The following is a 12672-nucleotide window of genomic DNA, read 5'->3' as shown; positions in this document are numbered from 1 at the left end:
CCTGGCGCGTCCGCCGAAGTCTCCTTCGGCGGCCGATCGCGTACTACTCCTAACAACCGAAAATCGAAGGCGTTTCAGCCGGAGGGAGCACGTCAGGCGCAAGCGACGGCAGGCGGATTGTCTACCACAATCCGGCGCGCAGATCAAAGCATCCCTGAAGACGCACGCGCGGACCAAGCGCGGCGTCAAAGAGTTTTACACTGGTGCCATGGGACAGGAATGACCTGGCCGCGTATCTGGGCTTCGTATGACGCAGCCCCGAGGGGGCCTTCAGCGAAGCGGCGGGGCTGAAAAAACTTCCCGCCCACTGGAAAGCCGCGGGCGCATGCGCGTCAGATCCTGTGAATTCGTCCCAAGCTCAGTCGCCAGATCCAGGATTCGGCGAGAAATGCGCCTCCAGCTTTCCGGCCTTTCCGTCCCACTCCTTGGCGTCGGCCGGAGCTTCCTTCTTCTGCGTGATGTTCGGCCAGGTTTTGGCGTAGTCGGCGTTCAGCTTCAGCCACGTGTCCAGATTCGACTCCGTGTCGGGCTTGATCGCTTCGGCCGGGCATTCCGGCTCGCACACGCCGCAATCGATGCACTCATCCGGATGAATGACGAGCATGTTCTCGCCTTCATAGAAACAATCCACCGGACAGACCTCGACGCAGTCCGTGTATTTGCACTTGATGCAATTGTCGGTGACGACGTAGGTCATCGGATGTCTTCGTCCTAAAACTCGACTTGGCCCGGGCAGAGCCTGGGGACGGCCTGCGCGCGCCAGTGGGCGCTGCGAGGGGAACGCCGGTGAGGCCCGGCGCGGAGCCGGGCTTCGGAGGCCAACGGCTCTAGACCCTGCCTCCCGGGCTGACAAGCGCGTGTGCGCCGCATGCGGTCCGCGACGGTCCGCTCGCGCGGGGGCTGTGGCACAGCCTCATCACTCGTGCGTCTCGACCGGCGGCCCGCCGCCGGACAGATCGTCGTACAGCAGCCGCGCTTCCGGGGCGGGGCCGCGCCGTACGCCGAGGCCGAGGACCCTTACAGCCAGGGTCGCGTGCGGCGCGGCCACCGTCACCACGTCACCGATGCCGATCGCCCGCGCCGGGTTCTCGGCCCGGCTGCCGTTCACCCGGACGAACCCGTCGGAGGCCAGCCGCGCTGCCAGGGACCGGGTCCGCGCGAAGCGCGCGAACCACAGCCATTTGTCGAGGCGCTGCCGGTCCTCCCGCATCCGCGGTGAAGGTCAGCGCTTCCCGCCGTCGCCGGCCTCAAGCTGCGCTTTCAGCGCGGCGAGCTTGGCGAAGGGCGAATCCGGGTCGGGCGCCCGCTCGCGCCGGGGCGGCCGCTGGTCAGGCCGCGGGCCGGCATGGCGCTGCTCCGCATTGCGCTGATCGTCGCGGCGTTCCGGCCGACCGCCCTCGAACCGGTCGCGGCGTGGACCGCGATCCCGTCCGGGCCGCGGGCCGCCCTCGCCACCCTCGGCGCGACGCTGCTCCAGCCGGCCGCCATCCGCGCGTCCCTGGCCCGGGTTCTGGCCCGGTTGGCCCGCATCCCGGCCGCGTCCCGCGCCGCGGGGGCGATTCTGCGGACGCTGGTGCGCCGGGCGCTGATGCCGCTGCAGGCGCCAGACGTCGATCTGCGGAACCTCCGCGGCGGGTTCGCCCTCCGCGGCCTTGCCTTCGGCCGCATCGGCCGCATCGGGCTCCGCCTCGGCCGAGCCGGGCGCGGCCTGCTCGGTGGCGGAGACCGGCTCGGCGGCCGGCGCAGCCTCCTGGGGAGCCTGGTCCGGTTGCTCCGATCCGGCGCCGGTCGCCTCCGCGTGCGGCGCATCGCCCGCGGGCTCCTCGGCCTGCTCTCCGGCGGTCGCATCGGCTGCGAGGTCCGGCGCCTGATCCTCGGTCGGGGACGCCTCGGCCTCGACGGCCGGGACCTCATCCCCCGGGGAGGCGTGTTCCGCGGCGGTCTCGCCGTCCTCCGCGGCCGGGGCCTCGTCGCCGGCCGGCTCCGCGGCATCCGCCTGCGCGGCAATGGCCTCGTCGGAAGACGCCTCGGCCGGGGCGGCCTGTGCGGCCGGCGCCGTGGCCGCGGCGGGGACGAGCGGCACCGTGATGGCGGGGCCCGGACGCGTCTCCACGTTGTAGCCCAGGGACTTCAGGATCGAGGCGAAATCCTCGCCCGAGCAGCCGACCAGGGAGGTCATGCCGACGGTGGCCACGAAGCCGTCGCCGTCGGCCGTTCCGTCCGGTGGGGCGCCCGGGGTGGTGCCGGGGCGATAGGCGATGGCCGGGCGGATCAGGTCGGCGAGCCGCTCCAGGATGTCGACGCGCACCGCGCGCTCGCCGCTGACCCGGAAGCCGGCGGCGCGGTACAGCCCCTTGGCGATCTCGCGGTCCACCTTGATCGAGGTGCGGCCGGAGCCGGCCAGATGCGCGATCTCGTCGAGGCCGCGCTGGTCGAGGCCGCCGTTGCGCAGGGCCCAGAGCTGCGCCGCGAGCGTCCGCGGCGCCGGCTTGAGCAGGGCCGGCAGGAAGATGTGGTAGGCGCCGAAGCGGACGCCGTGGCGGCGCAGCGCCCCGCGGCCGTCCTGATCGAGGCTGCGCATCTCGTGCGCCACCTTCGAGCGTTCCAGCACGCCCAGCGCCTCGACGACCTGGTAGCCGATGCCCTTGGCGAGACCCGTAAGGTCCGCCGCGGTCTCGATCTCCATCAGAGGGCCGAGCAGGCGCACGATGTAGGCTTTCAGCCACGCATCCAGGCGGGCCTCCACCTTCTCGCGGTGCGCGCCGGTCAGGCTGTCGTCCGCCAGCAGACGGATCTGCGGGGCGAACAGCTTCTCGCCGGGGGTGAGCTTGGCCACCGGCGCGCCGGTCCACCGGATCGTGCCGTCATGCGAGAGCACGAGGGTCGAATCGGCGGTCGCGGCGAATCGTTCGGCCCGCGCCTCGATCTCGCCCGCGAGCGCCTTCTCGGCGGCGCTCCTCAGGGTCTTGGCCTCGTGCCCCTCGGCGCTGGCATCGGGAACGAACAGGAATCCGTGAAGGTGGCCGACATGCTGACCCTCGACGGTGACGTCACCGTCGGCGGTGATCTGGGCTTCGAGCATCGTGTTCTCTCTCAGGCGCCGCATCAGGACGCTGGTGCGCCGGTCGACGAAGCGGCTCGCGAGGCGTTCGTGCAGGGCGTCGGACAGTCTGTCCTCTACCCGACGTGTCTCGCCCTGCCAATGTTCCGGGTCGCGCAGCCAGTCGGGTCTGTTGGCGACGAAGGTCCAGGTGCGTCCCTGGGCGATCCGACGGGACAGCGTGTCGATGTCGCCGTCGGTCCGATCGATCATGGCCACCTGCTCGGCGAACCACGTGTCGGGGATGCGGCCGGCCATCCCCTTCATGAGGAATCGGTAGAGCTGGGCCACCAGATCGGCGTGCACCTGCGGGTGGACCTTGCGGTAGTCCGGCACGCCGCAGACGTCCCAGAGCCGCCTCACCGTGGCGGCGCTGCGCGCCATGTCGCGGATGTCGTCCTCCTTCATGAGGATCTCGAGGGCCTGCTGATCCTCGCCCATGGGGGCGCGGGTCAGCCCCGATTCGCGCGGGTGCTCGTCGAGGCTCGCCTGCAAGCCCTCCAGGCTGCTGAAGCGCAGGTCCGGATTGCGCCATTGCAGGATGCGGAGGGGATCGAAGTCGTGGCTCTCGAGCCGCTCCACCAGCTCGGCCTCGAAGGTCGGGCAGCGCCCGGTGGAGCCGAAGGTGCCGTCGGCGAGGTGGCGCCCGGCGCGGCCGGCGATCTGGCCCATCTCGGCGGGGGTGAGCTTGCGGAAGCGGGTGCCGTCGTACTTCCAGTTCGCCGCGAAGGCGACGTGGTCGACGTCGAGGTTGAGGCCCATCCCGACGGCATCGGTTGCGACGAGGTAGTCCACGTCGCCCGCCTGGTACATCTCGACCTGGGCGTTGCGGGTCCGGGGGGAGAGCGCGCCGAGCACCACTGCGGCGCCCCCGCGCTGACGCCGGATCAGCTCGGCAATGGCGTAGACCTCCTCGGCCGAGAACGCGACGATCGCGGTGCGCCGGGGCAGGCGCGACAGCCGCTTCTCCCCCGCGAAGGTCAGTTGCGAGAGCCGCGGCCGGGTCGTGGTGTGGACGTTGGGGATCAGGTCCTGAACCAAAGGCAGCATGGTCGAGGAGCCGATCAGGAGGGTTTCCTCCCGGCCGCGGACGTAGAGCAGGCGGTCGGTGAAGACGTGGCCGCGGTCCATGTCGGCGGCGAGCTGGATCTCGTCGATGGCCACGAAGGCCACGTCGAGGTCGCGGGGCATCGCCTCGATGGTGCAGATCCAGTAGCGCGGCCGGTCCGGCTTGATCTTCTCCTCGCCGGTGACCAGCGCGACCTTCTCGGGGCCGACCTTGGCGACGACGCGCAGGTAGACCTCCCGGGCGAGAAGCCGCAGGGGCAACCCGATCATCCCGGTCGGGTGCGCGAGCATCCGCTCGATGGCGAGATGCGTCTTGCCGGTGTTGGTCGGCCCGAGGACCGCGGTGACGCCGCGGGCGCGGGCATCGCGGGACAGCGAGCGGCTGGGCGAGGGGCGGAGCAGCGCGTCGATGGTCGGCGGTTCCTTCGAACGGGAAGGCCGTCGCGGCGCCGTCGCGGCGCGGGCGGGGAGGCGGGTTCGACCGGCCGGCCGCGTCTCAGGGACGGTAGGGCCGGGACGGTCCGCCCTCATATGGGATGCCGCCCCCGCCAGGTCCAATCTGGGGCGTGATCATCGGGAAGATGTCGATCTGCGTCGTCGGCGTGCCCGGCTGCGGTGCCACGTCGGCGCAGAGCGTGTCGGGCACCGCCACGAGGGGGCCGCGCCGCGGCGGCCGGTGCTCGACGACTTCGGCCGACGAGAAAGCGTCGCCGCCGCAGCCCGGATCGGCGGTGCCGGCGCTCAGGGGCTGCGCGGCCGCCGGGCCGGTGACGACGGCCAAGGCGAGGGCGATTCGGAGAGCAAGCGGGCGCATCCGCCGATTATCGCCGGGAACGTGAAGATTTCCTCCACCTCCGGCCGCGCGCTCCGGAGCCGCCTCCTCTGGGCCCGCAGGCACCTGAGGGAGAGCGCCACGGTTTCAGGCCTCGCGCTGCCCGAGGGCGCGGCGCTCCGGGCTGAGGGCGGCGCGGGCTGCATCGACCGCGGGCTCCGAACGCCAGGCGGATCAGTCGACGCCTTCGACGAGGACCACCTCGCCGATCCCCGCCGGCCGGCGCTTGGCGACGGCGGCCTGGTACTCGGGCGAGAAATAGTAGGCGCGCGCCGCCTCGTAGGACTCGAATTCCAGCACGACGTTGCGCGGACGGGCCTCGCCCTCCAGCGCCTCGCAGCGGCCGCCGCGCACCAGCGGCGTGCAGCCATACTTGCGCATGGCCTCGGAGGCCAGGGCGGCGTAGTCCTTGTAGGTCTCCGGATCGGTGACCGTCATCCGGACGATGATGTAGCCCTTGGGCATTGGCTGACCTCCCTGGCGCGGCTGTCGCGCCGCGCGGACGTGCCGGGAAAGCCGCGGGCGGTCAAACCGCCGCTACTGCCCGGGCAGGCTCGCCTGTGCGACGCTGGTACCGGCGGCGCCGGCCGTCCCGGTCGTGCCCGCATTGCCGCCCTGGCTCCAGCGCGTCGCCTCGATGATGTTGGTGCCGATCGTGGTGAGCACCGAGATGCGCAGCGGGATCAGGACCCGCGTCCCCTCGACGGGGGCGAGCCAGACCGACATCTCGCGGTTCTCCTCCATGAACTTCACCCCCGGCCGGTCCGGGCGGTGGCCGGCCACCGCCTGGTAGCGGGCGTTGCAGACGAGCACCGGACCGGCATAGCCGGGCTTCTGAACCGGGCGCGTCTCGGCGTAGCTCAGCACCACGTTGAAGCGGGTGGCGCCATCGAAGACCGGCAGGGTGCGGTTGCAGTTTTCCGGATCGAGGGGCTCGCCGCGTCCCTGAGTCGGCATCAGCAGGGCGCTGACCGGGTCGATGATGCCGCGCTTGTTGGAGGCTGTGACCGGGACGCGGTCCTGCATGTCCACGAGGGGCGGCGTGATCTCAGCCTGGACCACGTTGCCGTGCGCCAGGGCCATGCGCACCGCGATGCCGGAACTGGCCGTCTGGGTCGCGATGGCGAAGGCGCCGGGCTGCGGTGCCGCCGCGAAGCTTCCGGAGGCCCGGGCCGAGCCCTTGCCGCCGGTGATCGCGCCGACGAGGCCCGTGAGCACCGCCGACACGTCCATGAGGTAGCGGTCGCGGTCGAACGAACCGGCCAGCCGCGCCGTGCCGATCGGCAGGCCGGCGAGGTTGATGCCGTAATCGACCGCCACGGTCGCGGCAGCCCCGGCGGCCCGCTTCGCGCGCGACGCCCGCGAGGCGGCATCGGCCGGAGCCATGAGGGCAGCGAGGGCGAGGAGGCTGCCCGCGAGGCGCCCGGCAGCGTGCTTTGTCACAGGCTTGATCATCCGACGGATTGGCGTGGCGCTCATGATCCGGATCGCATCCCAGGGCGGGCGGCCCAAGACACGCGCTCGGACACACCCTCTCGAACACCCCCGCGCGTCGGACGCCTCTCGAGGCCCGGAGCCGGGAGAGGCACCTTCCTGCAGGTGGAAGAAGGCTATATCCCGGCATCGTGGTTAACAGACCGTTGGGCGGCCGGGGCGGCCCGGGCGGCTCTGCGGTCGGCGGGCACCTTGACGCGGCGCGCCTTCGTCGCCTATAGGCTCGCGCCTTCAACAGGACTCCGCCGGACCTGGAACACGCAATGGGCGCCGCCTGCTGCGACGATGATCGCGCCGGTCGCGATCGGGTCTATTCGGGCGGAACGAGACGGGATCGTTTTTTATCATGGCGCGCCGCTGCGAACTCACCGGCAAGGCCGTTCAGGTCGGCCACCTCGTGAGCCACTCGAACCGCAAGACCAAGTGCCGGTTCCTGCCGAACCTGTGCAACGTCACTCTCCAGTCCGACGCGCTCGGCAAGCGCGTCCGTCTGCGGGTCACCGCGCACGCCCTGCGCTCCGTGGAGCACCGCGGTGGGCTCGACGCCTTCCTGATCAAGGCTGGCGAGGGCGACCTGTCGCAGACCGCCCGCCTCCTGAAGCGCGAGATCCACAAGAAGCTCGCCGAGGCCCCGGCCGTCGCGGCCTGAGTCTCCGGGCTTCACGCCATCCTTCATCGGACGGTTCGAACCGCCGTGGCCCCCGAGGCCGCGGCGGTTTCCGCTTGCGCGCAACAGGCACAGTGATCCGGAAAATCCCGTTCACGACCGCATCCTGAGGGGCCCGCGTCAGCGGGCCGCCAAGGAGGGCTCCAGGGATCGGGCGGCCTGACGGAGGTTTCCTTCGCGGCCTCCGCGGCGCTCCGGCATCTCAGGATGAGAGGCCGGAGCGGATGGGCCTCGAGGCCGAAGAAGGCCCGCGGACGGTCAGCGCCGCCCGCCCGCCGCGCGCAGCATCCGGCCGGTCGGTGCCGGCGTGCCGTTCTCCTCGAACAGCTCCGCGAGCTTCTCGGTCATCGCCCCGCCGAGTTCCTCGGCGTCGATGATCGTCACGGCGCGGCGGTAGTACCGCGTCACGTCGTGGCCGATGCCGATGGCGAGCAGTTCCACCGGCGAGCGCGTCTCGATCTCCTCGATCATCCAGCGCAGGTGCCGTTCGAGGTAGTTGCCGGCATTGACCGACAGGGTCGAATCGTCCACCGGCGCGCCGTCCGAGATCACCATCAGAATCTTGCGCTGTTCCGGCCGGCCGAGCAGGCGCTTGTGCGCCCAATCCAGCGCCTCGCCGTCGATATTTTCCTTGAGCAGACCTTCGCGCATCATCAGGCCGAGGTTCTTGCGCGCCCGCCGCCAGGGGGCGTCGGCCGATTTGTAGACGATGTGGCGCAGGTCGTTCAGGCGGCCGGGATTCGGCGGCTTGCCGGCGGCGAGCCACGCCTCGCGGCTCTGGCCGCCCTTCCAGGCCCGGGTGGTGAAGCCCAGGATCTCCACTTTCACGCCGCAGCGCTCCAGTGTCCGCGCCAGGATGTCGGCGCAGGTCGCCGCCACGGTGATCGGCCGGCCGCGCATCGAGCCGGAATTGTCGAGGAGCAGCGTGACGACCGTGTCGCGGAAGTTCGTATCCTTCTCCTGCTTGAAGGAGAGGGGCTGGTAGGGGTCGATGACCACGCGCACGAGCCGCGCCGGGTCGAGCTGACCTTCTTCCAGGTCGAAGTCCCAGGCGCGGTTCTGCTGGGCGAGGAGGCGGCGCTGAAGCCGGTTGGCGAGGCGGCCGACCACCCCCTGTAGATGGGAGAGCTGCTTGTCGAGGTAGGAGCGCAGGCGCGCCAGCTCGTCGGCGTCGCACAGCTCCTCGGCGTGGATGACCTCGTCAAACCGAGGGTTGAACACCCGGTATTCGGGGCCGCGCGCCTCGTTGCCCTGCCGCTGGGGCGGCCGCGAGGCCTCCGAGGCCTCCTCGGATTCCGCATCCTCCGCCTCCTCGGGCAGCTCGCCCGAGGGCGCATCGGCGGATTCCTGGGCGCCGTCCTCGATCTCGTCGGACGCTTCCTCGGAGGTCTCGATCTCGGCGCGCTCGCCCTGGCTCTTCTCCTCCGAATCGCCCTCGCTCGGGTTCTGCTCCTCGTCCTGGGCGTCGTTCTCGTCGTCGTTCTCGTCATCCTCGGCGTCGAACGGCGTCTCGTCCGACATGTCGAGGGAGGTGAGGAGATCGCGCACCGAGCGGGCGAACTTGCGCTGGTCCTCGATCGAGCCGATCAGCCCGTCGAGATTCGGGCCGGCCTTGGACTCGATATGCTCGCGCCACAGTTCGACGATCTTGGTTGCAGCCTCAGGCGGCTTCTGGCCGGTCAGGCGCTCGCGCACCATCAGGGCGACCGCGTCCTCCATGGGGGCGTCGGCCCGGTCGGTGATGGTCTCGTACTTGCCGCCGCGGTGGTAGCGGTCCTCCAGCATCGCCGAGATGTTGCTGGCGACGCCCGCCATCCGGCGCGAGCCGATCGCCTCGACCCGGGCCTGCTCGACCGCGTCGTAGACTGCCCGGGCGGCGGCATTCTCGGGGGCGAGGCGGCGATGGACGGCGACGTCGTGGCAGCCGAGCCGCAGCGCCATGGCGTCGGCATTGCCGCGCAGCACCGCGACGTCCTGCGCCGAGAGCTTGCGCGGCGGCTCGGGCAACCGGGCCTTGTCGCCGGTGAGCGCCGGCCGGTCGGTGGCGTAGGTGACCTCGACCTCGGAGCGCCGGGCGATGGCGCGCAGGCAGCCGGCCACCGAGCGCTTCAGGGGCTCGGCCACGGGTTCGCGGCGCTCGCCGGGCTTGCGGTTGGAGATGGACATGCGGGCTACCGGTCGACGTCGACTTCGAAGGGGCGATTCAGGATGTCGTCCCAGCTGTAGGGACACTCCGCGGGCAGGGTTTTGGGCGAGCGCCTCATCTGCCGGGCCGCCCCGAGGCGACCGAGGCGGAACCCGTCGCGCTGCGCTCGTCCAGGCTGGATCTCAACCCGGGGCTCTTCTTCCGCAGCTGGATCAGGATGCGCTCACGGTGCTCGGCGATGCTGAGCGTCGAGCTGCGGCTGCGGCGTTCCGGCTGATGATCCCATTCCAGCATGTGGAGCACGACGATCTCCACAGCGCTGGTGAGCCGATGATAGTCGCTCAGGCCCACGTCGCTCAGCTCCTCGGCGATGTTGTCGAGGTCGAGGGCGTCCACCCGGCCGGCGCGGAGCAACGCCACCTGCTCCTGAACCCAGCTATAGAGATCATCCGCGTAGCGCGTCCGCCCCTCGGCATGCGGAGCCGCCGGAGCGTCCTCGCGGGTCGGGGCCGGATGCGCCATCGCGTCCTCCATGCAGATCAGCTCAGCGCGACGTTCACCGCGCTCTCGGGCAGCTCCTTGCCGAAGGCGCGCTGGTAGAACTCGGCCACCAGGGTCCGCTCCAGCTCGTCGCACTTGTTCAGGAAGGTCACCCGGAAGGCGAAGCCGATATCCTTGAAGATGTCGGCGTTCTCGGCCCAGGTGATCACCGTGCGCGGGCTCATGACGGTGGACAGATCGCCGTTCATGAAGGCGTTGCGCGTGAGATCCGCCACCCGAACCATCCGGTTGACGATGTCGCGGCCCTGGTCGCTCCGGTAATGCGTGGCCTTCGAGAGCACGATGTCGACCTCGCGGTCGTGGGGCAGATAGTTCAGCGTCGTGACGATCGACCAGCGGTCCATCTGACCCTGGTTGATCTGCTGGGTGCCGTGATAGAGGCCCGAGGTGTCGCCCAGTCCCACCGTGTTGGCCGTGGCGAACAGCCGGAAGGCCGGGTGCGGGCGGATCACGCGCTTCTGATCGAGGAGCGTCAGGCGGCCCGAGAGTTCCAGCACGCGCTGGATCACGAACATCACGTCCGGGCGGCCGGCATCGTATTCGTCGAACACGAGGGCCACGTTGTTCTGCAGCGCCCAGGGCAGGATGCCGTCCTGAAAGGCGGTGACCTGCTTGCCGTCCTTCAGGACGATGGCGTCCTTGCCGACGAGGTCGATGCGCGAGACGTGGCTGTCGAGGTTGATGCGGATGCACGGCCAGTTCAGCCGGGCGGCCACCTGCTCGATATGGGTCGACTTGCCGGTACCGTGATAGCCGGTGACCATCACGCGGCGGTTGCGCGCGAAACCCGCCAGGATCGCGAGCGTCGTCTCCCGGTCGAAGATGTAGTCCGGATCGAGATCCGGCACGTGCTCCTCGGGCTCGGCATAGGCCGGGACCTTGAGGTCGAGGTCGATGCCGAAGACATCGCGGACGGAGACGGTGCGGTCGGGCAGCGCGGCGGGCGTATCGTCAGAGAGCATTCGGAACCTCGTGAGGCGCGGTCGCTCCACTCCCTAGCAGTGGAGCATCCGCGCGAAAGGACGTCGAGCCGGGCCTCCGCGGCGGGGCGAAGCCATCCTTAGACGGCGACGCGCCCGGGCGCCACCGACCGGCATCGACCCCATATAGGGTCGCGCCGTGCGGATTGCCCTATCCCGGATGCGAACCGGCGTGCAGGGTTCGTGCCGGTCAGCAGAGTCCGGCTCCACGCAGCACGTCGTGAGCCCGGATGATGTCGCGCAGCCGCTCCTCGAACGACCGGTCGCCGCCGTTGGCGTCGGGGTGGAAGCGCTTCACCAGGATCTTGTACTGCGCCTTGATGGCGGCCGAATCCGCGCCTTCCTCAAGGCCCATCACGTCGAGGGCCCGGCGGACCGTGGCCGAGTGGCGGGGCTTGCGCGGCTCCTCGGGCTGACGCGCGCGCCGGCGGGCATCGCCGACGCCCTCGCCGCGCAGGATGCCCAGCGGATCGACATAGGCCCAGTCGCGGGCTGGCTCGTCCGCCGGTTTCGCCTGGCCGGTCCGGTTCACGCCCATCGCCCAGGTCGGGCGATGTCCGATGATCGCGTCCTTCTGATAGGCCTGGACGGCGGCATCGTTCATGCCGTCGAAGTAGTTGTAGGTCGCGTTGTAGGCGCGGACGTGGTCCATGCAGAAGCGCCAGTACTGGCCCTCCGCCTTCCGGCCCTTGGGCGCCCGGTACAGACCCGGATGGGTGCAGCCCGGACTCTCGCAGACGCCCTCGGCCGCGGCTTTCGGCTCGTCGCAGGACGGTTTGATCCGGATGCTGTCGAACAGGCGCGAGTTGAGATCCATGACGGGCCGATTATGAGGGGGCAGACCTAAGACACAAGGGCACCGGGCCTGATGACGCATGCGCGGGATCGGGCTTGACGGCAGCCCACGAACGCGACGCGAGGGCAGGATGACGGATGGTGCGGGCGCGGGGGGCACCCTGCGGGACTGGATGGAGACGCGGCTGCGGGAGCAACTCGCGCCGGCGCGCCTCGACGTGATCGACGAGTCGCATCTGCATGCCGGTCATGCGGGGGCACGGCCGGGGGGCGAGACCCACTATCGGCTCGACATCGTCGCGTCGGCGTTCGAGGGCAAGAGCCGCGTGGAGCGGCACCGCTTGGTGAACGCAGTCCTGGACGATGCGTTCAAGCGCGGTCTCCACGCCCTCGCCGTGCGCGCCCGCACGCCGGCCGAGGCCGCCTGACCCGGCTGCGCGGCCGCCCGCGGGCAGCCCTCGGTCCGCCCGGGTCGGTGGCGTGGGCGGGGCAGCGGATTGAGGGGAATGTGGTTATGGGGATACCCCTCTGCATCCTCCGCCCCGCGCCCGATACGCGGGCGCGGCGGCCGTTGACGATCCTCTCGGAGAGGCCGCCATGTCCCTGCGGGTGACGCCGCGCATCGCCATCGCGGAGGACGAGATCACCTTGTCCTTCATGCGTGCTTCGGGCGCGGGCGGCCAGAACGTCAACAAGGTCGAGACGGCGGTCCAGCTCCGCTGGCCGGTCCTGGATTCGCCCTCCGTGGATGACCGCGTGAAGGCGAACGTGGTGCGGCTCGCGGGGCGGCGCATGACCAAGGACGGCGTCCTGGTCCTCATCGGGCAGCGGCACCGGACGCAGGAGCGCAACAGGGCCGAGATCCTGCAGCGCCTCGTCGACCTCGTGGCCGAGGCCGCCAAGCCGCCGCCCCCGATCCGCCGGGCGACGAAGCCCACGAAGGGCTCCAAGGAACGGCGGATCGTCGCCAAGAAGAGCCGTGCCGTGATCAAGCAGGGCCGGGGCAGCTACCGGGATTCCGACGGCTGA

Annotated in this window: 13 protein-coding genes; 3 read left to right on the top strand and 10 right to left on the bottom strand. The window is 70.6% G+C overall.

All coding sequences use genetic code 11. From position 1 onward, the window contains the following. Positions 1–358 precede the first annotated feature (358 nt). From fdxA to BM396_RS07815, 6 genes are all read right to left on the bottom strand, one after another. Positions 359–697 carry a ferredoxin FdxA gene (gene fdxA, locus BM396_RS07840; protein WP_043354612.1) on the bottom strand — a complete coding sequence of 113 codons (339 nt, stop codon included), beginning with the start codon at positions 695–697 and terminating at the stop codon, positions 359–361. A 219-nt stretch (positions 698–916) separates the two neighbouring features. Continuing rightward, complete coding sequence (locus tag BM396_RS07835) at positions 917–1210, bottom strand: RNA-binding S4 domain-containing protein (RefSeq protein ID WP_043385109.1); 294 nt, start codon at positions 1208–1210, stop codon at positions 917–919. Between the two features lie 12 nt (positions 1211–1222). After that, a complete protein-coding gene (locus BM396_RS07830; RefSeq protein WP_043385168.1) occupies positions 1223–4459 on the bottom strand; it encodes a helicase-related protein in 3237 nt (1078 codons plus the stop codon). A gap of 205 nt (positions 4460–4664) precedes the next feature. Then, the gene (locus tag BM396_RS07825; protein ID WP_043351171.1) at positions 4665–4982 is read right to left on the bottom strand and encodes a hypothetical protein; all 318 of its coding nucleotides are present in this window, start codon (positions 4980–4982) and stop codon (positions 4665–4667) included. A gap of 192 nt (positions 4983–5174) precedes the next feature. Continuing rightward, the gene (locus tag BM396_RS07820; protein ID WP_043385113.1) at positions 5175–5465 is read right to left on the bottom strand and encodes a DUF1330 domain-containing protein; all 291 of its coding nucleotides are present in this window, start codon (positions 5463–5465) and stop codon (positions 5175–5177) included. 72 nt (positions 5466–5537) lie between these two features. Continuing rightward, complete coding sequence (locus BM396_RS07815; protein ID WP_051044790.1) at positions 5538–6386, bottom strand: DUF3108 domain-containing protein; 849 nt, start codon at positions 6384–6386, stop codon at positions 5538–5540. 454 nt (positions 6387–6840) lie between these two features. On the opposite strand from BM396_RS07815, the gene rpmB reads away from it, so the two are divergent. Next, positions 6841–7143 carry a 50S ribosomal protein L28 gene (gene rpmB, locus BM396_RS07810; RefSeq protein WP_043351177.1) on the top strand — a complete coding sequence of 101 codons (303 nt, stop codon included), beginning with the start codon at positions 6841–6843 and terminating at the stop codon, positions 7141–7143. Between the two features lie 276 nt (positions 7144–7419). Here rpmB and cobT read toward each other — a convergent pair whose 3' ends face one another. The 4 genes from cobT to BM396_RS07790 form a co-directional block, all read right to left on the bottom strand. Next, entirely contained in the window at positions 7420–9327 is a 1908-nt protein-coding gene (cobT, locus tag BM396_RS07805) for a cobaltochelatase subunit CobT (RefSeq protein WP_043385115.1), read from the bottom strand. 94 nt (positions 9328–9421) lie between these two features. Then, on the bottom strand, positions 9422–9829 hold the full coding sequence (locus BM396_RS07800; protein ID WP_244538837.1) for a DUF29 domain-containing protein: 408 nt from the start codon (positions 9827–9829) through the stop codon (positions 9422–9424). 17 nt (positions 9830–9846) lie between these two features. Then, complete coding sequence (gene cobS / locus BM396_RS07795) at positions 9847–10830, bottom strand: cobaltochelatase subunit CobS (protein ID WP_043358054.1); 984 nt, start codon at positions 10828–10830, stop codon at positions 9847–9849. Between the two features lie 208 nt (positions 10831–11038). Then, positions 11039–11665, bottom strand: a complete 627-nt coding sequence (locus BM396_RS07790; RefSeq protein WP_043358056.1) for a J domain-containing protein — start codon at positions 11663–11665, stop codon at positions 11039–11041. 109 nt (positions 11666–11774) lie between these two features. Here BM396_RS07790 and BM396_RS07785 point away from each other — a divergent pair, with 109 nt between their 5' ends. Then, positions 11775–12071, top strand: coding sequence for a BolA family protein (locus BM396_RS07785; RefSeq protein ID WP_043385118.1), 297 nt, complete (start codon positions 11775–11777; stop codon positions 12069–12071). 169 nt (positions 12072–12240) lie between these two features. Beyond that, positions 12241–12672, top strand: a complete 432-nt coding sequence (gene arfB / locus BM396_RS07780; protein ID WP_043358059.1) for an alternative ribosome rescue aminoacyl-tRNA hydrolase ArfB — start codon at positions 12241–12243, stop codon at positions 12670–12672.

The organism is Methylobacterium sp. UNCCL125 (assembly GCF_900116795.1).
Lineage (GTDB): Bacteria > Pseudomonadota > Alphaproteobacteria > Rhizobiales > Beijerinckiaceae > Methylobacterium > Methylobacterium fujisawaense.
The sequence above is the reverse complement of the archived record's forward strand: the minus strand, read 5'-3'. Positions and strand labels throughout refer to the sequence as shown.

Coding starts and splice junctions, on each gene's coding strand:
- BM396_RS07815 (WP_051044790.1), bottom strand. CDS start 6,386: ATGGCTCCGGCCGATGCCGCCTCGCGGGCGTCGCGCGCGAAGCGGGCC.
- BM396_RS07785 (WP_043385118.1), top strand. CDS start 11,775: ATGACGGATGGTGCGGGCGCGGGGGGCACCCTGCGGGACTGGATGGAG.
- BM396_RS07830 (WP_043385168.1), bottom strand. CDS start 4,459: ATGCTCGCGCACCCGACCGGGATGATCGGGTTGCCCCTGCGGCTTCTC.
- arfB (WP_043358059.1), top strand. CDS start 12,241: ATGTCCCTGCGGGTGACGCCGCGCATCGCCATCGCGGAGGACGAGATC.
- rpmB (WP_043351177.1), top strand. CDS start 6,841: ATGGCGCGCCGCTGCGAACTCACCGGCAAGGCCGTTCAGGTCGGCCAC.
- cobT (WP_043385115.1), bottom strand. CDS start 9,327: ATGTCCATCTCCAACCGCAAGCCCGGCGAGCGCCGCGAACCCGTGGCC.
- BM396_RS07835 (WP_043385109.1), bottom strand. CDS start 1,210: ATGCGGGAGGACCGGCAGCGCCTCGACAAATGGCTGTGGTTCGCGCGC.
- cobS (WP_043358054.1), bottom strand. CDS start 10,830: ATGCTCTCTGACGATACGCCCGCCGCGCTGCCCGACCGCACCGTCTCC.
- BM396_RS07825 (WP_043351171.1), bottom strand. CDS start 4,982: ATGCGCCCGCTTGCTCTCCGAATCGCCCTCGCCTTGGCCGTCGTCACC.
- fdxA (WP_043354612.1), bottom strand. CDS start 697: ATGACCTACGTCGTCACCGACAATTGCATCAAGTGCAAATACACGGAC.
- BM396_RS07800 (WP_244538837.1), bottom strand. CDS start 9,829: ATGGCGCATCCGGCCCCGACCCGCGAGGACGCTCCGGCGGCTCCGCAT.
- BM396_RS07790 (WP_043358056.1), bottom strand. CDS start 11,665: ATGGATCTCAACTCGCGCCTGTTCGACAGCATCCGGATCAAACCGTCC.
- BM396_RS07820 (WP_043385113.1), bottom strand. CDS start 5,465: ATGCCCAAGGGCTACATCATCGTCCGGATGACGGTCACCGATCCGGAG.